16 protein-coding genes are annotated in these 22,888 nt (G+C 55.8%); 11 read left to right on the top strand and 5 right to left on the bottom strand.

Annotation, left to right across the window (positions count from 1 at the left end):
* Complete coding sequence (gene clpA, locus PYW49_RS06035; RefSeq protein WP_023335109.1) at nt 1-2,280, top strand: ATP-dependent Clp protease ATP-binding subunit ClpA; 2,280 nt, start codon at nt 1-3, stop codon at nt 2,278-2,280.
* 205 nt (nt 2,281-2,485) lie between these two features.
* Here clpA and infA read toward each other — a convergent pair whose 3' ends face one another.
* From infA to trxB, 5 genes are all read right to left on the bottom strand, one after another.
* Complete coding sequence (gene infA, locus PYW49_RS06030) at nt 2,486-2,704, bottom strand: translation initiation factor IF-1 (protein ID WP_002211347.1); 219 nt, start codon at nt 2,702-2,704, stop codon at nt 2,486-2,488.
* Between the two features lie 284 nt (nt 2,705-2,988).
* On the bottom strand, nt 2,989-3,693 hold the full coding sequence (gene aat / locus PYW49_RS06025) for a leucyl/phenylalanyl-tRNA--protein transferase (RefSeq protein WP_134349252.1): 705 nt from the start codon (nt 3,691-3,693) through the stop codon (nt 2,989-2,991).
* A 45-nt stretch (nt 3,694-3,738) separates the two neighbouring features.
* Nucleotides 3,739-5,460: a heme ABC transporter ATP-binding protein/permease CydC gene (gene cydC, locus PYW49_RS06020; RefSeq protein WP_320385961.1), complete on the bottom strand. Its 1,722-nt coding sequence runs from the start codon at nt 5,458-5,460 to the stop codon at nt 3,739-3,741.
* A complete protein-coding gene (gene cydD / locus PYW49_RS06015) occupies nt 5,460-7,226 on the bottom strand; it encodes a heme ABC transporter permease/ATP-binding protein CydD (protein ID WP_320385960.1) in 1,767 nt (588 codons plus the stop codon). The genes cydC and cydD overlap by 1 nt, the downstream gene beginning before the upstream one ends.
* A gap of 114 nt (nt 7,227-7,340) precedes the next feature.
* Nucleotides 7,341-8,309 (bottom strand): thioredoxin-disulfide reductase, encoded by a 969-nt coding sequence (trxB, locus tag PYW49_RS06010; RefSeq protein WP_134349249.1) that lies wholly within the window; start codon nt 8,307-8,309, stop codon nt 7,341-7,343.
* Between the two features lie 544 nt (nt 8,310-8,853).
* Here trxB and lrp point away from each other — a divergent pair.
* From lrp to PYW49_RS05960, 10 genes are all read left to right on the top strand, one after another.
* Complete coding sequence (gene lrp, locus PYW49_RS06005) at nt 8,854-9,348, top strand: leucine-responsive transcriptional regulator Lrp (protein WP_002439523.1); 495 nt, start codon at nt 8,854-8,856, stop codon at nt 9,346-9,348.
* Between the two features lie 135 nt (nt 9,349-9,483).
* The gene (locus PYW49_RS06000) at nt 9,484-13,182 is read left to right on the top strand and encodes a DNA translocase FtsK 4TM domain-containing protein (RefSeq protein ID WP_320385959.1); all 3,699 of its coding nucleotides are present in this window, start codon (nt 9,484-9,486) and stop codon (nt 13,180-13,182) included.
* 128 nt (nt 13,183-13,310) lie between these two features.
* The gene (lolA, locus tag PYW49_RS05995) at nt 13,311-13,922 is read left to right on the top strand and encodes an outer membrane lipoprotein chaperone LolA (protein WP_320385958.1); all 612 of its coding nucleotides are present in this window, start codon (nt 13,311-13,313) and stop codon (nt 13,920-13,922) included.
* Between the two features lie 9 nt (nt 13,923-13,931).
* Nucleotides 13,932-15,275 (top strand): replication-associated recombination protein RarA, encoded by a 1,344-nt coding sequence (gene rarA, locus PYW49_RS05990; protein ID WP_320385957.1) that lies wholly within the window; start codon nt 13,932-13,934, stop codon nt 15,273-15,275.
* A 92-nt stretch (nt 15,276-15,367) separates the two neighbouring features.
* Nucleotides 15,368-16,660 carry a serine--tRNA ligase gene (gene serS, locus PYW49_RS05985; RefSeq protein WP_134349244.1) on the top strand — a complete coding sequence of 431 codons (1,293 nt, stop codon included), beginning with the start codon at nt 15,368-15,370 and terminating at the stop codon, nt 16,658-16,660.
* 211 nt (nt 16,661-16,871) lie between these two features.
* Nucleotides 16,872-19,316, top strand: coding sequence for a dimethylsulfoxide reductase subunit A (dmsA, locus tag PYW49_RS05980; protein ID WP_320385956.1), 2,445 nt, complete (start codon nt 16,872-16,874; stop codon nt 19,314-19,316).
* A gap of 10 nt (nt 19,317-19,326) precedes the next feature.
* Entirely contained in the window at nt 19,327-19,944 is a 618-nt protein-coding gene (locus tag PYW49_RS05975; RefSeq protein ID WP_021240882.1) for a DMSO/selenate family reductase complex B subunit, read from the top strand.
* 1 nt (nt 19,945) lies between these two features.
* Nucleotides 19,946-20,809, top strand: a complete 864-nt coding sequence (locus PYW49_RS05970; RefSeq protein WP_134349242.1) for a dimethyl sulfoxide reductase anchor subunit family protein — start codon at nt 19,946-19,948, stop codon at nt 20,807-20,809.
* A gap of 276 nt (nt 20,810-21,085) precedes the next feature.
* Nucleotides 21,086-22,234, top strand: a complete 1,149-nt coding sequence (locus tag PYW49_RS05965) for an MFS transporter (protein WP_134349240.1) — start codon at nt 21,086-21,088, stop codon at nt 22,232-22,234.
* Between the two features lie 122 nt (nt 22,235-22,356).
* A complete protein-coding gene (locus PYW49_RS05960) occupies nt 22,357-22,881 on the top strand; it encodes an anti-virulence regulator CigR family protein (protein ID WP_320385955.1) in 525 nt (174 codons plus the stop codon).
* Nucleotides 22,882-22,888: the final 7 nt, after the last annotated feature.

The following is a 22,888-nucleotide window of genomic DNA, read 5'->3' as shown; positions in this document are numbered from 1 at the left end:
ATGCTCAATCAAGAACTGGAACTCAGTTTAAACATGGCTTTCGCCAGAGCGCGTGAGCACCGACATGAGTTTATGACCGTCGAGCACCTGCTGCTCGCACTGCTTAGCAACCCATCTGCCCGCGAAGCGCTGGAAGCCTGCTCCGTGGATCTGGTGGCGCTACGTCAGGAACTCGAAGCCTTCATCGAACAAACCACACCGGTGCTGCCAGCCAGTGAAGAGGAGCGCGACACGCAGCCGACGCTCAGCTTCCAGCGCGTGCTGCAGCGCGCGGTTTTCCACGTCCAGTCTTCAGGACGTAGCGAAGTCACTGGCGCAAACGTCTTAGTCGCCATCTTCAGCGAGCAGGAGTCACAGGCTGCCTACCTGCTGCGTAAACACGAAGTCAGCCGACTCGATGTGGTTAACTTTATTTCTCACGGAACGCGTAAAGACGAGCCTAACCAGGCATCGGATTCCAGCAATCAGGTCAATAACAATGAAGAGCAAGCAGGCGGGGAGGATCGTATGGAAAACTTCACCACCAACCTTAACCAGCTTGCTCGCGTTGGCGGTATCGACCCGCTGATTGGTCGCGATAAAGAGCTGGAGCGCGCGATCCAGGTGCTGTGCCGTCGCCGCAAAAACAACCCGCTGCTGGTGGGGGAATCAGGCGTGGGTAAAACCGCGATTGCCGAAGGTCTTGCCTGGCGCATTGTGCAGGGCGACGTGCCGGAAGTGATTGCTGATTGCACCATCTACTCGCTGGATATCGGCTCGCTGCTGGCGGGCACCAAATACCGCGGCGATTTTGAAAAACGCTTCAAGGCGCTGTTAAAACAGCTGGAGCAGGATACCAACAGCATCCTGTTTATCGATGAAATCCACACTATCATCGGCGCAGGTGCGGCCTCCGGTGGCCAGGTGGATGCCGCGAACCTGATCAAACCGTTGCTCTCCAGCGGCAAGATCCGCGTGATTGGCTCCACGACCTACCAGGAATTCAGCAATATCTTTGAGAAAGACCGTGCGCTGGCGCGCCGCTTCCAGAAAATCGACGTGACCGAACCGTCCGTCGAGGAAACGGTGCAAATCATCAACGGCCTGAAACCGAAGTACGAAGCGCACCACGATGTGCGTTATACCGCGAAAGCGGTGCGTGCGGCGGTGGAGCTGGCGGTGAAATACATCAACGACCGTCATCTGCCGGATAAGGCGATTGACGTCATTGATGAAGCGGGTGCGCGTGCGCGCCTGATGCCGGCCAGCAAGCGTAAGAAAACCGTTAACGTGGCGGATATTGAGTCCGTGGTGGCCCGCATCGCGCGCATCCCTGAGAAGAGTGTTTCTCAGAGTGACCGCGATACGCTGCGCACCCTTGGCAATCGCCTGAAAATGCTGGTCTTTGGTCAGGATAAAGCCATTGAGGCCTTAACCGAAGCGATCAAGATGGCCCGTGCCGGACTGGGGCATGACCACAAGCCTGTCGGTTCCTTCCTGTTCGCCGGCCCGACCGGTGTGGGTAAAACCGAGGTAACGGTTCAGCTCTCCAAAGCGCTGGGCATTGAGCTGCTGCGCTTTGATATGTCCGAGTATATGGAGCGTCACACCGTCAGCCGTTTGATTGGTGCGCCTCCGGGATACGTGGGCTTTGACCAGGGCGGCCTGCTCACCGACGCGGTGATCAAGCATCCGCACGCGGTACTGCTGCTCGATGAAATCGAGAAAGCGCATCCCGATGTGTTCAACATCCTGCTGCAGGTGATGGACAACGGGACGCTGACCGACAACAACGGGCGCAAGGCGGACTTCCGCAACGTGGTGCTGGTGATGACCACCAACGCCGGGGTACGTGAAACCGAGCGTAAATCCATCGGCCTGATCCACCAGGATAACAGCACCGATGCGATGGAGGAGATCAAGAAGATCTTCACGCCGGAGTTCCGTAACCGTCTGGACAACATTATCTGGTTCGATCACCTGTCTACCGACGTGATCCATCAGGTAGTGGACAAGTTCATCGTCGAGCTGCAGGTTCAGCTTGATCAGAAAGGCGTGTCGCTGGAAGTGAGCCAGGAGGCCCGTAACTGGCTGGCCGAGAAAGGCTATGACCGCGCGATGGGAGCTCGTCCGATGGCGCGCGTGATTCAGGACAACCTGAAGAAACCGCTGGCGAACGAACTGCTGTTTGGCTCGCTGGTGGACGGCGGCCAGGTGACGGTGGCGCTGGATCAGGCGAAGAACGAACTGACGTACGATTTCCAGAGTGCGGCGAAGCACAAACCGGAAGCGGCTCACTGACGCAACTTAAATAAAAAGCCGGGTTTTTTAACCCGGCTTTTTTGTGCCTGTTTTTCTCCCTCTCCCGGTGGAAGAGGGTCAGGGTGAGGGCATCATGCCGTACTGAAATACATCTTCCCGCACAGCCACATTAATGCCACAAATAAAAAAGGCCGGGATTATCCCGACCTTTTAAATATTCATCTGCCATTACAGGCGAAAACAATTAGCGACTACGGAAGACAATGCGGCCTTTGCTCAGGTCGTACGGGGTCAGTTCAACAGTCACTTTGTCGCCCGTTAAAATGCGGATGTAGTTTTTGCGCATTTTACCGGAGATGTGCGCAGTTACCACGTGACCGTTTTCCAGCTCTACGCGAAACATGGTATTAGGCAACGTATCAAGTACGGTACCCTGCATTTCAATATTGTCTTCTTTGGCCATCTAATCCTCTGGGGTATCACTACCAAGTTTTGAACCGGCAAGATAATGCCGAAATTCATCAATTAAGTAAAGAATTGCGCGATTAAAACGCAGCAAAACAGTTTCGGCGCATTGCCCAAGCGTCACGGTACAACCGAACAGGAAGCGCATTCGTAAAGGGGAGACGACAGGATAAACGTCAGGACGTTATCTGAAGCGAGGGTCCCAAACGGCGGCGGGGCAACAGGCAGAAGCTACTCTGCGGCATAATTATAACACCCTCAAAAAAAATATGCGGAAAACATTTAGGCATTGGGCATAAAGAGCGTTCTTGGTATCCAGAAGTCGCGCGGGAGCTTCTCCTGACGGCTGGTATCCAGATGTTCGATGTACTGGCGTCGCGGGATTTCAACAGCACCCAGGGAGGCCGTGTGCTCGTTGAGCACCTGACAATCGAGCAGGCGTCCGCCGCGTTGGGCAAACGCCTGGCAGAAGACCAGCAGCGCGGTTTTCGATGCGTTAACCGCACGGGAGAACATCGACTCGCCACAAAACAGCGTCCCTTGCGCCACGCCGTACATGCCGCCGACGAGTGCTCCACCTTCCCATACCTCGATGGAGTGGGCGTAGCCAAGCTCATGGAGCTGATGGTAGGCGGTAATGATATCGTGGGTTATCCATGTCCCTTCATAGCGGTCTTCGGCACAGCCTTCAATGACCTGACCAAAGGCGTGGTTGAGGGTGACGCGGTACGGTGATTTCGCATGGAAACGCTTCATGCTGCGGCTCAGATGAAACTGCTCCGGCCACAGCACGGCACGTGGATCGGGAGACCACCATAAAATCGGGTCGCCGGGGGAAAACCAGGGGAAGATACCGCGCTGGTAAGCCATCAATAGCCGCGCAGGACTGAGGTCACCGCCAAGTGCCAGCAGCCCATTGGGCTCACGCAGCGCCCCCTCTGGAGAAGGGAACGCGATATTATGACGAGAAAGCTGGACCAGGCGCATGACAGCAGAACTCCAGTACGCGAGTGAGGACGCTACAAATATAGTCTACAGACGCTGTTTAAACTGGTAGTAGCGACCCTGTTTCGCCAACAGTTCTGTGTGACTACCTTGCTCAATAATGTGTCCGTTGTCCATCACAATTATCCGATCAAAACTCGCCAGCCCGCGCAGGCGGTGTGTGACCATCAGCACGGTTTTTCCGCTCATCACATTCGCCAGCAAATCAAGGATTTGGCTCTCAGTGGTAGCGTCCAGCCCTTCAGTAGGTTCGTCGAGCAGCATCAGCGGGGCATCGTGCAACAGCGCACGCGCAATCGCCAGACGACGCAGTTCGCCGCCGGAGAGTTGACGGCCCCCTTCACCCAGCCAGCTGTTTAACCCATCGTCCTCAAGCAGCTTATGCAGACCGACCTGTTCCAGCATGGCGCGAAGCGCATCATCAGAGGCGTCCGGTGCGGCCAGCAGCAGGTTATCGCGCAGGGTGGCGCTAAACAGATGCACGCGCTGGGGAACGACGCTGACGGTTTGGCGCAGGGCCTGCTCGCTGAAATCTGTCAGCAACGTATTATTGAAACGAATCTGGCCGCGCTGCGGATCCCAGGCGCGCGTCAGCAGCTGTAGCAGCGTTGATTTACCGCAGCCGGTACGGCCGAGGATCGCAATTCGCTGACCGGCATTAACAGATAGGGTGATGCCGTCCAGTGCATTCTGCGCCTGTTTGTCGTAGGCAAAGGTGACATCATCAAGCGCGAGTGCAACCTGCTCTGGCACAGCGGTCTGCCCGGCACTGAACGTGACTTCAGGCTCTTGCTCGGCAATCTGCGTGATGCGCAGGGCAGAGGCGATGACCTGCCCCAGATGCTGGAAGGCGCCCGTTACCGGTGCCAGCGCTTCAAACGCGGCCAGAGCACAAAAAACGAAGAGGGCAATCAGGGGACCTGGCTGTGCATTACCCCCGACATTGCCGGAAGCCAGCCACAGCATGGCAATCACGGCCACGCCTCCGATCAGCATCATCAGTGCCTGGGAAAAGGCCGTCAGTTCCGACTGGCGGCGCTGGGCTTCATGCCAGTTCAGCTCGGTACTTTCCATACGCGCGCGGTAGCGCTTGCTGGCACCAAAAATGGTCAGCTCGGCCTGCCCCTGAAGCCAGGAGGTCAACTGCTGACGATAGTCTCCGCGCAGACGCGTCAGGTTTTCCCCGGTGGATTTGCCGGCGCGGTAAAACAGCGGCGGCAGAATGATGAGCGTCAACAGCATGATCCCGCCCAGCGTGAGCGCAACGGAAACATCCAGCACAGACAGCCCCAGTGTGACCACCACAATCACTACAAACGCGCCCACTATCGGGGAGATCACGCGCAGGTAAAGGTGATCCAGCGTGTCGACATCCGCAACGACACGGTTAAGTAACTCACCCTGACGAAAACGCGCCAATCCGGCAGGGGAGAGGGGTAGCAGTTTGCTGAAGGTGTAGATGCGCAGATGCTGTAGCACGCGGAAAGTGGCGTCGTGGCTGACGAGCCGCTCGAAATAGCGTCCTGCAGTACGGGTGATGGCGGTACCGCGAACACCGGCAGCCGGGAGCATGTAGTTGAAGCTGTACAACCCGGCAACGCCCGCGACGGCCGAGGCCGACAAGAACCAGCCGGAAAGCGTGAGCAGGCCAATGCTGGCGAGCAGGGTCACAATTGCCAGCACAATTCCCAGCGTCAGCATCCACTTGTGGCGTTTATAGAGCGCAAGATAGGGCAGCAGAGCGCGCATCAGATGTCCTCCTGACGGTTCGCCAGCAGAGTGGCAAACGGCCCCTGCGCAGCAACAAGAGAGGCGTAATCGCCTTGCTCAACGATACGGCCATTTTCCATGACCCAGATCTGGTCCCAGTCGGCAATACCTTCAAGTTGATGGGTGACCATCAGGGTGGTTTGCTGCAGAGAGGCGGCGTTCAGGGCCTCCATTACGCGCTGCTCGCTGTGTGCATCCAGGCTGGCAGCGGGCTCATCCAGCAGCATCAGCTGGCATGGGTTCAGCAGCGCGCGGGCAACAGCCACACGCTGCGCCTGTCCAACCGACAGCCCGGCGGACTGGTCGCCGACAACGGTATCCACCCCGTGCGGGAGCAGCGGCAGAAACTCGCTGACCCAGGCGCGGTCGAGAACCGATTGCAGCTCCTCTTCACGCGCATCCGGGCGTGCCAGAAGAACGTTTTCCCGCAGCGTGGAGGCCGGAAGCTGCGGGTTTTGGCCTACCCAGCTGAGCTGTTTACGCCAGGCATCAGGATCGAGTTTGCGCAGTTCGGTTTTGTTTATCCGCAGTGAACCGGTGTAGGCCATAAAACCGGACAGTGCATTCAGCAGTGAACTTTTCCCTGAACCGCTGATGCCGACGAGCACCACGCGCTTTCCGGCCGGTAGGGTAAAGTTCAGCGGGCCTGCCAGCACCTTACCTTCAGGCGAGAGGATGCAAAAATCACTCGCTTCGAGAGTCACCGGCTCTTTAGCGTTCAGCGTCACGTCGCCCCGCTCCGGGTGCGCCAGCGGTGTTTCCAGGAACGTTTTCAGACTGTCGGCTGCGCCAACCGCCTGCGCTTTAGCGTGATAGAAGGTCCCCAGATCGCGAAGCGGCTGGAAAAACTCCGGGGCCAGGATCAGCGCCAGGAAACCGGCGGAAAGGGTTACCGCGGTACCGTAATGGCCGAAATCGAGCGCGCCGAGATAGGAGAAGCCGAAGTAGACCGCCACAAGGGCAATCGACAACGAGGTAAAGAATTCCAGTACGCCTGAAGACAAGAAAGCGAGGCGTAACACTTCCATGGTTCGCTGGCGGAAGTCCTGTGATGCCTGGCGAATGTTTTCGGTTTCCGCTTCACCGCGGCCAAAAATGCGTAACGTCTCCATGCCGCGCAGACGGTCAAGGAAATGGCCGCTTAAACGACCCAATGCCAGGAAGTTACGGCGGTTGGCATCCGCTGCACCCATTCCGACCAGCGCCATAAACAGCGGGATCAGCGGGGCGGTGCCCATCAGAATCAGCGCTGCCATCCAGTTAACCGGGAAGATGGCGATCACAATCAGCAGCGGAACAAAGACGGCAAGGGCCATTTGCGGCAGATAGCGCGCGTAGTAGTCGTGCATATCGTCAATTTGCTCGAGGATCAGCGTCGCCCAGCTTCCGGCCGGTTTACCCTGGATCCACGCGGGCCCGGCTTCCTGAAGACGATCGAGCACCTGACGGCGGATCTCGTAGCGGATATGCTGTCCGGCGTGGAAACCGACACGCTCACGCAGCCACACCACCCAGGCGCGCAGGACAAAAATCAGGATCAGGACAATAAAGGGCAGCAGGAGCGCTTCGCGCGGAATGTTCTCCATGATCATGTGATTAAGAATGCGGGCCAGCAGCCATGCCTGGGCAACAATCAACAGACCGCTGACGAATCCCAGGAGACGGGAAATCGTAAGCCAGCGGCGGGAAATAACGCTTTGCTGTTTCAGCCAGCGTGTTAACTCTTGTTGACGGGTTTTTTCCATTGCGTACTTTGCAGGTGACGTTATTAGAAATTGGGCAGCGCAATGTTACAACGGGGAGACAATAAAGGCGACTTATCGCCGCCTTTATTTACGTTTGTTACTGACTTGTAAAGATTATTTACTTTGTTCAGCCAGTCCATCGAGGTAGCGTTCAGCGTCCAGCGCGGCCATACAACCGGTGCCAGCAGAGGTAATCGCCTGGCGGTAAATGTGGTCCATCACGTCGCCGGCTGCGAACACGCCCGGGATGCTGGTCTGGGTTGCGTTACCGTGAATGCCGGATTGCACTTTGATGTAGCCGTTTTCCAGCTCCAGCTGACCGTCGAAGATAGCGGTGTTCGGGCTGTGGCCGATCGCCACAAACAGGCCCGCCACGTCCAGCGTTTCGACGTTATCGGTGTTCTGAGTATCACGAATACGCAGACCGGCAACGCCCATCTGGTCGCCCGTTACTTCTTCGAGGGTGCGGTTGGTGTGCAGCACGATGTTGCCGCTTGCCACTTTATCCATCAGACGTTTGATCAGGATCTTCTCCGCGCGGAAGGTATCGCGACGGTGGATCAGGTGCACTTCTGAGGCAATGTTCGCCAGATACAGCGCTTCTTCGACTGCTGTGTTGCCGCCGCCGATGACCGCGACCTTCTGATTACGGTAGAAGAAACCGTCACAGGTTGCGCAGGCTGAGACGCCGCGACCTTTGAACGCTTCTTCAGATGGCAGACCGAGGTAACGGGCAGAGGCACCGGTGGCGATGATCAGCGCGTCACAAGTGTATTCGCCGCTGTCACCCGTCAGGCGGAATGGACGGTTCTGCAGATCGACCTTGTTAATGTGATCGAACAGAATTTCGGTTTCGAATTTAGCGGCATGCTCGTGCATGCGTTCCATCAGTAGCGGCCCGGTGAGGTCGTTCGGGTCGCCTGGCCAGTTTTCCACTTCGGTGGTGGTGGTCAGCTGACCGCCTTTTTCCATGCCGGTGATTAATACCGGTTGCAGGTTAGCGCGTGCAGCATAGACCGCTGCGGTATATCCCGCAGGTCCAGAACCAAGGATTAGCAGCTTACTGTGTTTGGCCGTGCCCATGAGATCCCCATTGTTGTTGGCAGACATTTGGCTGGATTGTAGGGAATTTGTTGTCGTAAAAAAAGAGCGCAGCAATTTTGTTATCAATCCGTGTAATAGCTACGGACGATGAATGACGCGCGATAGCATCAGGCTTTCTCCTGAAAATCGGTCGTTTGTAAGGCAATAAAATGAGGATTAATACCCTGCCGTAATGAATATCCGGCATGTTGTACTAAAAAACGATGTTTTGCTTTGACAATCCCCTGCGCTTTTGCGAAAACATTCAAGGAAGAAAAAAAACCGCGTTAACCGTATGCCGCATAGGCATGCACGTAAATGCCATTTTTACCGGGTCAGTGAAATCTACGCATGGCGTGGACAGACGCCATACGTGATGTCGGTGACTGCCTTCGGGCAACGGTCTTCTTACCAACAGAACCCGAATCCGCATCGCGTCTAATACAAAACCAGGCGATGCGATGACTAACGGGTACAGGCTCTGAACAGTGATGTGCACAGGGTCCAGGCAGGAGTAGGGAAGGAATACAGAGAGACAATAATAATGGTAGATAGCAAGAAGCGCCCTGGCAAAGATCTCGACCGTATCGATCGTAACATTCTTAATGAATTGCAAAAGGATGGGCGTATTTCCAACGTCGAGCTTTCAAAACGTGTGGGACTTTCCCCGACGCCGTGCCTTGAGCGTGTGCGCCGACTGGAAAGACAGGGTTTTATTCAGGGCTATACAGCTCTGCTGAACCCGCATTATCTGGATGCCTCACTTCTGGTATTTGTTGAGATTACTCTGAATCGTGGTGCGCCGGATGTGTTTGAGCAATTTAACTCCGCTGTACAAAAACTTGAAGAAATTCAAGAGTGTCACCTGGTTTCCGGTGATTTCGACTACCTGTTGAAAACCCGTGTACCTGATATGTCCGCCTACCGTAAGCTGCTGGGGGAAACCCTGCTGCGTCTGCCAGGCGTGAACGACACCCGTACGTATGTGGTGATGGAAGAGGTCAAACAAAGCAATCGTCTGGTTATTAAGACGCGCTAACACGGAACAGGTGCAAAATCAGCGTAGTTTGATTACACTCCTGTTAATCCATACAGCAACAGTGCCGGGGACTCCCGGCGCTGTTGTCCGTTTTAGCAAACAGGCAGGACATGCCTGATACCTGGAGAGCCTTTTTTGAGCCAGGAATACACTGAAGACAAAGAAGTCACACTATCGAAGCTAAGCAGCGGACGTCGTCTCCTCGAGGCTTTGCTGATTGTTATTGCCCTTTTTGCCGTCTGGCTGATGGCAGCCTTACTCAGTTTCAACCCCTCAGATCCCAGCTGGTCACAAACTGCATGGCATGAGCCTATCCATAATTTAGGCGGCGTACCCGGTGCCTGGCTTGCGGACACGCTGTTTTTCATTTTCGGTGTGATGGCTTACACCCTTCCGGTCATTATCATTGGCGGATGCTGGTTTGCGTGGCGTCATCGTCAGAACGATGATTACATCGACTATTTCGCGGTTTCGCTACGCCTGATTGGTGCACTGGCGCTGATCCTTACCTCATGTGGGCTGGCGGCGATCAATGCGGATGATATCTGGTACTTCGCTTCAGGCGGGGTGATCGGTAGCCTGTTGAGTTCTGCGCTGCAGCCGATGCTTCACAGCAGCGGCGGCACGCTGGCGCTGCTGTGCATCTGGGCGGCTGGGCTGACGTTATTCACCGGCTGGTCATGGGTGAGTATTGCCGAAAAAATTGGCAGTTTTATCCTCACCATCCTGACCTTCGCCAGCAACCGTACCCGTCGTGACGATACGTGGGTTGATGAAGATGAGTACGAAGATGAAGAAGACGATGCTCCTGTGCAGCGTCGCGAGTCTCGTCGTGCGCGTATTCTGCGCGGCGCGCTGGCGCGTCGTCAGCGTGTTGCCGAGAAATTTGCTAACCCGCTAGGCCGTAAAACCGATGCAGCGCTCTTCTCCGGTAAACGCATGGATGAAGACGAGCAGGTGGCGTACCGCGCTGCGGGCGCTGCAGTCGATCCTGACGATGTACTCTTCTCCGGTAGTCGGGCCACGCCTGGTGACTTTGACGAATACGATCCGCTGTTAAACGGCCACTCGGTCACCGAGCCGGTTGCAGCAGCCGCAGCCGCGACGACCGCAGCCCAGGCCTATGCCGCGCCTGTTGAAGCCGTGATGCCATCAGCACCAGTTTCACCGCCGGAATCCGTTATTCAGCAGCCTCAGGTTGACTGGCAGACTGCACCCGGTGTTCACACCCCGGAACCGGTTATTGCGCCTGAACCTGAAAGCTACATCCCTGTGCAGCAGGAGCAGTGGCAGCAGCCTTATCAGCCGCAGCAGCCTGCGTATGAACCGCAAGATTACCCGCACTATGAACAACCTGTGGCCCAACCTTATCAGGAGTATGTGCCTGAACCGGTTGAACCTGTTCAGCCTTATGTTGAGCCGCAGCCTGAACCTGAAATCGTGGAAGAGGTAAAACCTTCTCGTCCACCTATGTACTATTTTGAAGAAGTTGAAGAGCGTCGTGCGCGTGAACGCGAGCAGCTGGCGGCCTGGTATCAGCCTGTGCCTGAACCGGTGCAGGAGCCGGTTACGAAAGCGCCTTCTGTTTCCGTTCCACCAGTCGACCCGACGCCTGCAATTGCTCCCGTAGCGGAAAGCGTGAAGCAGGCTACTGCGGCCGCTGCCGTGGCTGCACCTGTCTTTAGCCTGGCAACAGGGGGGGCGCCACGTCCTCAGGTGAAGGAGGGGATTGGTCCGCAACTGCCTCGCCCTAACCGCGTTCGCGTTCCAACCCGCCGCGAGCTTGCCTCTTATGGTATCAAGCTGCCTTCCCAGCGTATGGCCGAAGAGAAAGCGCGCGAGCCAGAGTACGAAGATGACGCCGATGAAATGCAGCAAGACGAACTGGCCCGCCAGTTTGCTGCGCAGCAGAATCAACGCTACGGTGAGGAATATCAGCATGATGAGCCTGTGCCGGAAGACGAAGATGACGCGGCAGAAGCCGAATTAGCGCGTCAGTTTGCCGCTACCCAGCAGCAGCGCTATTCCGGTGAACAACCTGCTGGCGCAAATGCGTTCTCGCTGTCGGATTTTGAATTCTCGCCGATGAAAGATCTGGTGGATGATGGCCCGAGCGAGCCTTTATTTACGCCGAGCGTGATGCCGGAAGCTGAGCCTGTGCGCCAGCAACCTGCTCCTGCGCAACAGTCATATGCGCCGCAGCCTCAGCAGCCGGCTCCGCAGGTTTATGCACAGCCCCAGCGGCCGCAACAACAGCCGCCGCAGTTCCAGCAGCCTGCGCCACAGCCGCAGGAGAGTCTGATTCACCCGCTGCTGATGCGTAACGGTGACAGCCGTCCGCTGCAGCGTCCAAGCACGCCGTTGCCGTCTCTGGATCTGTTAACACCGCCGCCGTCAGAGGTGGAACCGGTCGACACCTTCGCGCTTGAGCAGATGGCGCGTTTAGTGGAAGCCCGCCTGGCTGACTTCCGTATCAAGGCGGATGTGGTGAATTATTCTCCGGGTCCTGTGATCACCCGTTTTGAACTGAACCTGGCGCCTGGCGTAAAAGCCGCGCGTATTTCCAACCTGTCCCGCGACCTGGCGCGTTCTCTGTCGACCGTTGCGGTGCGTGTGGTGGAAGTGATACCGGGCAAACCGTATGTTGGACTGGAGTTGCCGAACAAGAAACGTCAGACCGTCTACCTGCGTGAAGTGCTGGATAACACCAAATTCCGCGACAACCCATCTCCGTTGACCGTGGTACTGGGTAAAGATATTGCCGGCGATCCGGTCGTGGCAGACCTCGCGAAAATGCCTCACCTGCTGGTAGCCGGTACCACCGGTTCTGGTAAGTCCGTCGGTGTGAACGCCATGATCCTCAGCATGCTCTATAAAGCGCAACCGGAAGATGTGCGTTTCATCATGATCGACCCGAAAATGCTCGAACTGTCGGTCTACGAAGGCATCCCACACCTGCTGACCGAAGTGGTAACCGACATGAAAGACGCCGCCAACGCCCTGCGCTGGAGCGTCAATGAGATGGAACGCCGCTACAAGCTGATGTCTGCGTTAGGCGTGCGTAACCTGGCAGGTTATAACGAGAAAATCGCCCAGGCAGTGCGCATGGGACGTCCGATTCCGGATCCTTACTGGAAGCCGGGTGACAGCATGGATGCCCAGCATCCGGTGCTGGAAAAACTGCCTTATATCGTCGTGCTGGTGGATGAGTTTGCTGACCTGATGATGACCGTCGGTAAGAAAGTAGAAGAGTTGATTGCCCGTCTGGCGCAGAAAGCGCGTGCGGCCGGTATTCACCTTGTGCTGGCGACCCAGCGTCCTTCCGTGGACGTTATTACTGGTCTTATCAAAGCGAACATTCCGACGCGTATCGCCTTTACCGTATCGAGTAAAATTGACTCTCGTACCATTCTTGACCAGGGCGGCGCAGAGTCGCTGCTGGGTATGGGTGACATGCTCTATTCCGGCCCGAACTCCACCTCTCCGGTGCGTGTCCACGGTGCGTTCGTCCGTGATGAGGAAGTTCACGCCGTGGTGCAGGACTGGAAAGCGCGCGGTCGTCCACAATACGTTGACGGTATTACCAGCGATACGGAAAGTGAAGGCGGCGGCGGTGGTTTCGACGGCGGTGAAGAGCTGGATCCATTATTCGATCAGGCGGTTAACTTCGTTACCGAAAAACGTAAAGCGTCCATCTCTGGCGTACAGCGCCAGTTCCGCATCGGCTATAACCGCGCGGCGCGTATCATCGAACAGATGGAAGCGCAGGGCATTGTGAGTGAGCAGGGGCATAACGGTAACCGCGAGGTGCTGGCACCGCCGCCGTTTGATTAACCTTCCGCGATTGCAAAGAAGGGTAAATCAGCCAAAATTAAGCATTTTCTTCTGTCGCCTGCCCTCGGGCAGGTCCAGAATAGAAGACGGAAACCCCATATCGGGAAGACGTATTTTAAGGAATAACAATGAAAAAAATCGCCATCGCCTGTGCATTACTCACCAGTTTTGTCGCCAGCAGCGTCTGGGCTGATGCAGCCAGCGACCTTAAAAGCCGACTGGATAAAGTAAGCAGCTTCCACGCCAGCTTCACGCAAAAAGTGATTGACGGCAGCGGCAATGCGGTGCAGGAAGGCCAGGGAGATTTGTGGGTGAAACGCCCAAATCTGTTTAACTGGCACATGACCCAGCCGGATGAAAGCATCCTGGTGTCTGACGGGAAAACGCTGTGGTTCTTCAACCCGTTCGTTGAGCAGGCAACCGCGACCTGGCTGAAAGATGCCACCAGCAATACACCCTTTATGCTGATTGCCCGCAACCAGTCCAGCGACTGGCAGCAGTACAATATTAAACAGACCGGTGACGAGTTTGTCCTGACGCCGAAAGGCAGCAACGGCAACCTGAAGCAGTTCACCATTAACGTAAGCACCAACGGTACCATTAATCAGTTCGGCGCGGTTGAGCAGGACGATCAGCGCAGCAGCTACCAGCTCAAATCTCAGCAGAACGGCGCCGTTGATGCATCGAAATTCACCTTTACCCCGCCGAAGGGCGTAACGGTGGACGACCAACGTAAGTAAGAGGCGTGAGTGAGCAATCTGTCGCTCGATTTTTCAGATAACGCGTTTCAACCTCTGGCCGCTCGTATGCGGCCAGAAAATTTAGCGCAGTATATCGGCCAGCAGCACCTGCTGGCTGCCGGTAAGCCATTGCCGCGCGCCATTGAGGCCGGACATCTTCACTCCATGATCCTCTGGGGACCGCCCGGCACTGGCAAAACCACGCTTGCGGAAGTGATCGCCCGCTATGCAAACGCGGACGTTGAACGCATCTCAGCGGTCACGTCCGGCGTGAAAGAGATCCGCGAAGCGATCGAGCGTGCACGGCAGAACCGCAATGCCGGGCGTCGGACCATCCTCTTCGTGGACGAAGTCCACCGATTCAACAAAAGCCAGCAGGATGCCTTCCTGCCGCACATTGAAGACGGCACGATCTTCTTCATTGGTGCGACCACCGAAAACCCGTCGTTTGAACTCAACTCAGCGCTGCTTTCCCGCGCGCGCGTTTACCTCCTTAAATCGCTGACCACAGAGGATATCGAAAAGGTCCTTACTCAGGCGATGGAAGATAAAGCGCGTGGTTACGGTGGGCAGGATATTGTTCTGCATGACGACACGCGTCGTGCGATTGCGGAGCTGGTCAACGGTGATGCGCGTCGGGCGCTGAACACGCTGGAGATGATGGCCGATATGGCCGAAGTCGACGATGCCGGCAAGCGGGTGCTGAAGCCTGAACTGCTTACCGAAATTGCTGGTGAACGCAGCGCGCGCTTCGATAATAAAGGCGATCGTTTTTACGATTTAATTTCGGCGCTGCATAAGTCCGTGCGCGGCAGCGCACCGGATGCGGCGCTGTACTGGTACGCGCGCATTATCACTGCCGGTGGCGATCCACTGTATGTTGCGCGCCGCTGCCTGGCGATTGCTTCAGAAGATGTCGGCAATGCTGACCCTCGCGCCATGCAGGTCGCGCTGTCGGCCTGGGACTGTTTCACCCGCGTAGGTCCGGCGGAAGGTGAACGTGCGATTGCGCAGGCGATTGTCTATCTGGCCTGTGCGCCGAAAAGCAATGCCGTCTATACCGCGTTTAAAGCGGCGATGTCTGACGCGCGTGAACGTCCGGACTACGATGTGCCGGTGCACTTGCGTAACGCGCCGACCAAACTGATGAAAGAGATGGGGTATGGGCAGGAGTACCGTTACGCTCATGATGAACCCAATGCCTACGCTGCTGGCGAGGAATATTTCCCGCAGGAGATGGCACAAACGCGCTATTATCACCCCACAAACAGAGGTCTTGAAGGCAAGATTGGTGAAAAGCTCACCTGGCTCGCCGGACAGGATCAAAATAGCCCTATAAAACGCTACCGTTAGTTCAATCGTTGCGGTAATGTTGGCAATGTATCCTTGTGGCCGCAGGCTGTGGTCACATTTTCCTATTTTAATTCGATAAGCACAGGATAAGCATGCTCGATCCCAATCTGCTGCGTAATGAGCCAGACGCAGTCGCTGAAAAACTGGCACGCCGGGGCTTTAAGCTGGATGTAGATAAGCTGCGCGCTCTTGAAGAGCGTCGTAAAGTTCTGCAGGTACAAACTGAAAATCTGCAGGCAGAGCGTAATTCTCGATCGAAATCCATTGGCCAGGCGAAAGCGCGCGGGGAAGATATTGAGCCATTACGCCTGGAAGTGAACAAGCTGGGTGAAGAACTGGATCAGGCGAAAGCTGAGCTGGATGTTCTTCAGACCGAAATTCGTGATATTGCCCTGGCTATTCCGAATATTCCTGACGACAGCGTCCCTGTCGGCAAAGATGAAAACGACAACGTTGAAGTGAAACGCTGGGGTACGCCTCGTGAGTTTGACTTTGACGTGCGCGATCACGTGACGCTGGGCGAAATGCACGCGGGTCTGGACTTTGCGGCAGCGGTTAAGCTGACCGGCTCTCGCTTCGTGGTGATGAAAGGCCAGATTGCTCATCTGCACCGCGCGCTGGCGCAGTTCATGCTGGATCTGCACACCGAGCAGCATGGCTACAGCGAAACCTATGTCCCGTATCTGGTCAACCACGATACGCTGTACGGTACCGGTCAGTTGCCGAAATTTGCCGGCGATCTGTTCCACACCCGTCCGCTGGACGAGGAAGCGGACAGCAGCAACTACGCGCTGATCCCAACCGCTGAAGTGCCGCTGACTAACCTCGTTCGTGATGAGATCATCGACGAAGACGACCTGCCAATTAAACTGACAGCACATTCACCGTGCTTCCGTTCTGAAGCGGGTTCTTACGGTCGCGACACCCGCGGTCTGATCCGTATGCACCAGTTCGATAAAGTTGAAATGGTGCAGATCGTCCGTCCTGAAGAATCCATGGACGCGCTGGAAGAGATGACCGGCCACGCTGAAAAAGTGCTGGAGCTGCTGGGTCTGCCGTACCGTCGTATGGCCCTGTGTACGGGTGATATGGGCTTTGGCGCCTGCAAAACCTTCGATCTGGAAGTGTGGGTCCCTGCGCAGAACACCTACCGAGAAATCTCCTCCTGCTCAAACGTCTGGGATTTCCAGGCGCGTCGTATGCAGGCACGCTGCCGCAGCAAATCTGACAAGAAAACCCGTCTGGTGCATACCCTGAACGGTTCTGGTCTGGCTGTTGGCCGTACGCTGGTTGCCGTGCTGGAAAACTACCAGCAGGCAGATGGCCGCATCGAGATCCCTGAAGTGCTGCGTCCATACATGAAAGGCCAGCAGTACATCGGCTAATTATTTGCTTCAAAACAAAAAAGCGCCTGCGGGCGCTTTTTTTATGCCTCTCAATTGATACGACGCAATACCCCCTCCCTCTAAAGTAGTAATACTGCTGCGAATGAAAGTCAGCATAAAAAGCTGATAACGAAGAAATTCGATATATATAAAACTATATAGCGGTTCGCGCCGCCTCTCTTTTCTTTGTGAGCAACCAAAGTGAGTCTCTATGAAAATCAACGCGCCTGAAGCATTAATGGCTGCCGAGGTCACTCGCCGTGGGTTGATGAAAACCACGGCAATAGGCGGCCTGGCCGTCGCCAGCAGCGCCTTCACGCTTCCTTTCACCCGACTGGCGTCGGCGGCAGATGCACTGTCTCCGGCCACTTCGCCGGAAAAAGTGGTGTGGAGTGCCTGTACCGTAAACTGCGGTAGCCGTTGTCCACTGCGTATGCATGTGGTGGATGGCGAAATTAAATATGTCGAAACCGATAATACCGGCGACGATAACTATGAAGGGTTACATCAGGTTCGTGCTTGTCTGCGCGGACGCTCCATGCGTCGTCGCGTGTATAACCCGGATCGCCTGAAATACCCGATGAAGCGTGTCGGTAAGCGTGGGGAAGGTAAGTTCGAGCGGATAAGCTGGGATGAAGCCTACGATATCATCGCCACCAATATGCAGCGTCTGATTAAAGAGTACGGCAACGAATCCATCTACCTGAACTACGGTACCGGGACGCTCGGCGGCACGCTGACCCGTTCCTGGCCACCGGGAAAAACGCTGGTCGCACGCCTGATGAACTGCTGCGGTGGTTATCTTAATCACTATGGTGACTACTCTTCTGCGCAGATCGCTGCTGGCCTGAACTACACCTACGGTGGCTGGGCGGACGGCAACAGCCCGTCCGATATCGAAAACAGTAAGCTGGTCGTCCTGTTCGGTAACAACCCGGGTGAAACGCGTATGAGCGGCGGCGGGGTGACTTACTACCTGGAACAGGCCCGCGCCAAATCCAATGCCCGGATGATCATCATCGATCCGCGCTATACCGATACCGGTGCAGGGCGTGAAGATGAGTGGATCCCGATTCGTCCTGGTACCGATGCGGCACTGGTCTCTGCGCTGGCGTGGGTAATGATCACCGAAAACCTCGTCGATCAGCCGTTCCTGGATAAATACTGTGTCGGTTATGACGAGAAAACGTTGCCAGCCGGTGCGCCTGCCAATGGTCACTACAAGGCGTATATTCTCGGTCAGGGCAGCGACGGCGTGGCGAAAACGCCTGAGTGGGCGTCCACCATTACCGGTATTCCGGTCGAGCGTATTGTTCAGCTGGCGCGTGAAATTGGGTCAGCCAAACCGGCTTACATCAGTCAGGGCTGGGGTCCGCAGCGCCACGCAAACGGCGAAATCGCGACCCGTGCCATCTCCATGCTCTCCATTTTGACCGGCAACGTGGGCATCCATGGTGGGAATACCGGCGCCCGTGAAGGCTCGTATTCGCTGCCGTTTGAACGCATGCCGACCCTGGACAACCCCGTGCAGACCAGCATCTCCATGTTTATGTGGACGGATGCAATCGAACGTGGTCCTGAGATGACCGCGCTGCGCGACGGGGTACGAGGCAAAGACAAGCTGGATGTGCCGATCAAGATGATCTGGAACTATGCCGGTAACTGTCTCATTAACCAGCACTCCGAAATCAACCGTACCCATGACATCCTGCAGGACGACAAGAAGTGCGAAATGATTGTGGTGATCGATTGCCACATGACCTCCTCGGCAAAATATGCCGATATTTTGCTGCCAGACTGCACCGCCTCTGAGCAAATGGACTTCGCGCTGGATGCCTCCTGCGGCAACATGTCCTACGTGATTTTCACCGATCGGGCCATCAAGCCACGCTTCGAATGTAAAACTATCTATGAGATGACCTCCGAGCTGGCGAAACGTCTTGGCGTTGAGCAGCAGTTTACCGAGGGAAGAACGCAGGAAGGATGGATGCGCCATCTGCACGAACTTTCCCGTAAAGCGATTCCGGACCTGCCGGACTTCGATGCCTTCCGCCAGCAGGGAATGTACAAACAGCGTGACCCGGAAGGGCACCACGTGGCGTACAAAGCCTTCCGTGAAGATCCGCAGGTGAATCCGCTGACCACGCCGTCGGGAAAAATCGAAATCTACTCTGAAGAACTGGCAAAAATTGCGTCTACCTGGGAGCTGCCGGAAGGAGATGTTATCGATCCGCTGCCGATCTACACGCCAGGCTTTGAAAACTACAACGATCCGCTGACGGCGAAATTCCCCCTGCAGTTGACCGGTTTCCACTACAAAGCGCGTGTCCACTCCACCTACGGTAACGTCGACGTACTGAAAGCTGCCTGCCGACAGGAGATGTGGATAAACCCGATGGATGCCAAAGCGCGCGGCATCAGCAATGGCGACCGCGTGCGAATCTTTAACGGCCGCGGCGAGGTCCATATTGAAGCCAAAGTGACACCGCGTATGATGCCCGGCGTTGTGGCGCTGGGGGAAGGTGCCTGGTACAGCCCGGATGCAAACCGCATGGATCAGGCTGGCAGTATCAACGTACTGACCACGCAGCGTCCGTCGCCGCTGGCGAAAGGCAACCCATCCCACACAAACCTTGTCCAGGTTGAAAAGGTTTAAGGAGTAACCGATGACAACCCAGTATGGATTTTTTATTGATTCCAGCCGTTGCACCGGGTGCAAAACCTGCGAGCTGGCCTGTAAAGATTACAAAGACCTGACCCCGGACGTGAGCTTCCGCCGCATCTACGAATACGCCGGAGGCGACTGGCAGGAAGATAACGGCGTCTGGCATCAGAACGTCTTTGCGTATTATCTGTCGATTGCCTGCAACCACTGTGAAGATCCCGCCTGCACGAAGGTCTGCCCGAGCGGAGCGATGCACAAGCGCGAAGACGGTTTTGTGGTGGTCGATGAAGATGTCTGCATCGGCTGTCGCTACTGCCATATGGCCTGTCCGTACGGCGCGCCCCAGTACAACGCCGCGAAGGGCCATATGACAAAATGCGACGGCTGCCACACCCGCGTAGCGGATGGCAAAAAGCCGATTTGCGTCGAGTCCTGTCCACTACGCGCGCTGGACTTCGGTCCCATTGAAGAACTGCGTCAAAAACACGGTCAACTTGCTGCAGTGGCACCGCTGCCGTCTGCGCACTTCACGAAGCCGAGTATTGTGATTAAACCTAACGCCAACAGCCGTCCTACAGGTGATACCACCGGCTATCTGGCAAATCCGAAGGAGGTGTGAGATGGGAAGTGGATGGCATGAATGGCCGCTGATGATCTTCACGGTCTTTGGTCAGTGCGTGGCGGGCGGTTTCATTGTGCTCGCACTGGCGTTGTTGAAAGGCAATCTGAATGCCGAGCAGCAACAGCGTCTGGTGCTGAGCATGTTTGGCCTGTGGGTGCTCATGGGGATTGGCTTCATTGCTTCTACGCTGCACCTGGGCTCACCGATGCGCGCGTTTAACTCCCTGAACCGCGTAGGCGCCTCGTCTCTCAGTAACGAGATTGCCAGCGGGGCAATTTTCTTTGCCGTCGGTGGGCTGGGCTGGCTGCTGGCTGCAATGAAGAAGTTGCCGGCGGGTCTGCGCAGCCTGTGGCTGATAGTGACCATGGTGCTGGGCGTGGTGTTCGTGTGGATGATGGTGCGTGTTTATAACACCATCGATACTGTCCCCACCTGGTACAGTGTCTGGACGCCAATGAGCTTCTTCCTGACGATGTTTATCGGCGGGCCGTTGCTGGGTTATCTGCTGCTGCGCGTAGCGGGTGTCGATGGCTGGGCAATGCGTTTGCTGCCTGCCGTTTCGCTGCTGGCGCTGGTGGTGAGTGCTGTCGTTGCCCTGATGCAGGGGGCCGAACTGGCAACCATTCACAGTTCGATTCAGCAGGCCTCTGCCCTGGTGCCGGATTACGGTTCTCTGATGGCCTGGCGTATCGTTCTGCTGGTCGCGGCGTTGGTATTCTGGATTACCCCTCAGCTTAAAGGTTACCAGCCCGCGCTGCCGCTGTTGTCACTGGCCTTCGTGCTGGTACTTGCGGGGGAACTGATTGGTCGTGGGGTATTCTACGGGTTACATATGACCGTGGGTATGGCTATCGCCAGTTAACTTTGTATTTGATTATACAAAGCCGGGCCTGAGCGCCCGGCTTTTTCTTTTTTTCGATCATGAAATTTTTCGACTGTCGTTTTGTTTTAATTTTGGCCATTAATAAATAAAAACAGATACATAATTAATATCTATAGCAGGCGTGGCATTAGCAGGATAAGTTTTTTAAATCGACAGGGAACATATTGTGCGAGCCCGCTAAATCAGTGGATTGACTTTGTTTTTGCCAGTGGCATGATGCGCACGAAATCTGAACTTCCTCACGGCTTTTAATCCATGACCACCTATACCCGGCCAGTGCTTCTGCTGCTCTGTGGCCTGCTGCTGTTGACCCTGGCGATCGCAGTGTTAAATACGCTCGTCCCGCTGTGGCTCGCCCATGAAAACTTACCAACCTGGCAGGTGGGTATGGTCAGCTCGTCCTTTTTTACCGGGAACCTGCTGGGCACGCTATTGACCGGAAGCCTGATTAAGCGCTTTGGCTTTAATCGCAGCTATTATCTGGCCTCGCTGATTTTCGCCGCCGGTTGCGCGGGACTCGGCCTGATGGTCGGCTTCTGGAGCTGGATGGTATGGCGCTTTATCGCTGGCGTAGGCTGCGCGATGATTTGGGTGGTCGTTGAAAGTGCGCTGATGTGCAGCGGCACGTCGCGTAACCGCGGACGTCTGCTGGCGGCCTATATGATGGTTTACTATGTGGGTACCGTGCTGGGACAACTGATGGTCAGCAAGCTGCCAACCGACCTGATGAGCGTTCTGCCGTGGGTAACGGGCATGGTGCTGGCCGCTATCCTGCCTCTGCTCTTTACGCGCATTGTTAACCAGAACAGCGAACATCAGGAAGCGAGCCACATTTGGCCGATGCTGAGACTTCGTCAGGCGCGTCTGGGCGTTAACGGCTGCATTATCTCCGGGATTGTACTGGGCTCGCTCTATGGCCTGATGCCGCTTTATCTGAATCATCAGGGCGTCAGCGATTCCGGTATAGGCTTTTGGATGGCGGTCATGGTCAGCGCGGGTATTGTCGGACAGTGGCCGATTGGCCGTCTTGCCGATCGCTTCGGTCGCCTGCTGGTGCTGCGCGTTCAGGTCTTCGTGGTGATCATGGGATGCCTCGCCATGCTCAGCAACGCCGCGATGGCACCTGCGCTGTTTATTCTGGGGGCTGCCGGTTTTACGCTCTATCCGGTCGCGATGGCCTGGGCCTGTGAGAAAGTTGAACATCACCAGCTGGTGGCAATGAACCAGGCGCTGCTACTGAGCTATACCATCGGCAGTTTATTAGGGCCGACGTTTACCGCGATGCTGATGCAGAATTATTCCGACAATTTATTATTTATCATGATCGCCAGCGTCTCCTTTATTTATCTCCTGATGCTGCTGCGCAAAGCGGGCGAACACCCAACGCCTGTGGCACATGCCTGATCAATTAAAAGCCAGTCATCGACTGGCTTTTTTGTCCCCATCACATATAAGAGTTTTACGCATTGTTTGTTTATTGCGCCAGGCGATAATTCAGGTGAGTCTATCACTTAAAGGCAGCAATCATGTTTACACGTCGTTTTTCCACTACCGCACTGGCAGTATTGTTGTCTTTGACGTTTGCTACAGCGCCGGTCATGGCTAACCCTGGAAACGGGAATGGCGGAGGTGGTCACGGTAACAGTGGCGGGCAAGGTAATGGCGGCAATCATGGCAATTCCGGGAGTCATGGTAACGGAAATTCCGGTACCCATGGCAATAAACAAAATAATGGACAAGACAATCCGGGTAAATCGAATAAAAGCGTCAGTGATGATGTTAATGCTCGCGTGAGCTTCGATCACGCACGTCATCTGGCACTGAACTATGGGTTAACGGGGTATGAATCACTGCCTCCTGGCATTGCGAAAAACCTCGCACGCGGTAAACCGCTGCCTCCGGGCATTGCGAAGAAAACCGTGCCGGCTTCTATGTTGGGCCAGCTTCCTTCCTATCCTGGCTATGAATGGCGGGTAGTGGGTGACGATCTGGTCTTAATTGCGCTGAGTACTGCAATTGTGACTACCGTTATTAACGGCGTCTTTAAATAGAATATAA

The sequence above is a fragment of the Enterobacter chinensis genome (assembly GCF_034008295.1).
Classification (GTDB): domain Bacteria; phylum Pseudomonadota; class Gammaproteobacteria; order Enterobacterales; family Enterobacteriaceae; genus Enterobacter; species Enterobacter chinensis.
Note: the sequence above shows the minus strand (reverse complement) of the source record. Positions and strands in the feature narration are given on the sequence as shown.

Excerpts from the sequence above, each read along its gene's own strand:
- clpA (WP_023335109.1), top strand. The coding sequence starts at position 1 with ATGCTCAATCAAGAACTGGAACTCAGTTTAAACATGGCTTTCGCCAGA.
- infA (WP_002211347.1), bottom strand. The coding sequence starts at position 2,704 with ATGGCCAAAGAAGACAATATTGAAATGCAGGGTACCGTACTTGATACG.
- aat (WP_134349252.1), bottom strand. The coding sequence starts at position 3,693 with ATGCGCCTGGTCCAGCTTTCTCGTCATAATATCGCGTTCCCTTCTCCA.
- cydC (WP_320385961.1), bottom strand. The coding sequence starts at position 5,460 with ATGCGCGCTCTGCTGCCCTATCTTGCGCTCTATAAACGCCACAAGTGG.
- cydD (WP_320385960.1), bottom strand. The coding sequence starts at position 7,226 with ATGGAAAAAACCCGTCAACAAGAGTTAACACGCTGGCTGAAACAGCAA.
- trxB (WP_134349249.1), bottom strand. The coding sequence starts at position 8,309 with ATGGGCACGGCCAAACACAGTAAGCTGCTAATCCTTGGTTCTGGACCT.
- lrp (WP_002439523.1), top strand. The coding sequence starts at position 8,854 with ATGGTAGATAGCAAGAAGCGCCCTGGCAAAGATCTCGACCGTATCGAT.
- lolA (WP_320385958.1), top strand. The coding sequence starts at position 13,311 with ATGAAAAAAATCGCCATCGCCTGTGCATTACTCACCAGTTTTGTCGCC.
- serS (WP_134349244.1), top strand. The coding sequence starts at position 15,368 with ATGCTCGATCCCAATCTGCTGCGTAATGAGCCAGACGCAGTCGCTGAA.
- dmsA (WP_320385956.1), top strand. The coding sequence starts at position 16,872 with ATGAAAATCAACGCGCCTGAAGCATTAATGGCTGCCGAGGTCACTCGC.
- PYW49_RS05975 (WP_021240882.1), top strand. The coding sequence starts at position 19,327 with ATGACAACCCAGTATGGATTTTTTATTGATTCCAGCCGTTGCACCGGG.
- PYW49_RS05970 (WP_134349242.1), top strand. The coding sequence starts at position 19,946 with ATGGGAAGTGGATGGCATGAATGGCCGCTGATGATCTTCACGGTCTTT.
- PYW49_RS05965 (WP_134349240.1), top strand. The coding sequence starts at position 21,086 with ATGACCACCTATACCCGGCCAGTGCTTCTGCTGCTCTGTGGCCTGCTG.
- PYW49_RS05960 (WP_320385955.1), top strand. The coding sequence starts at position 22,357 with ATGTTTACACGTCGTTTTTCCACTACCGCACTGGCAGTATTGTTGTCT.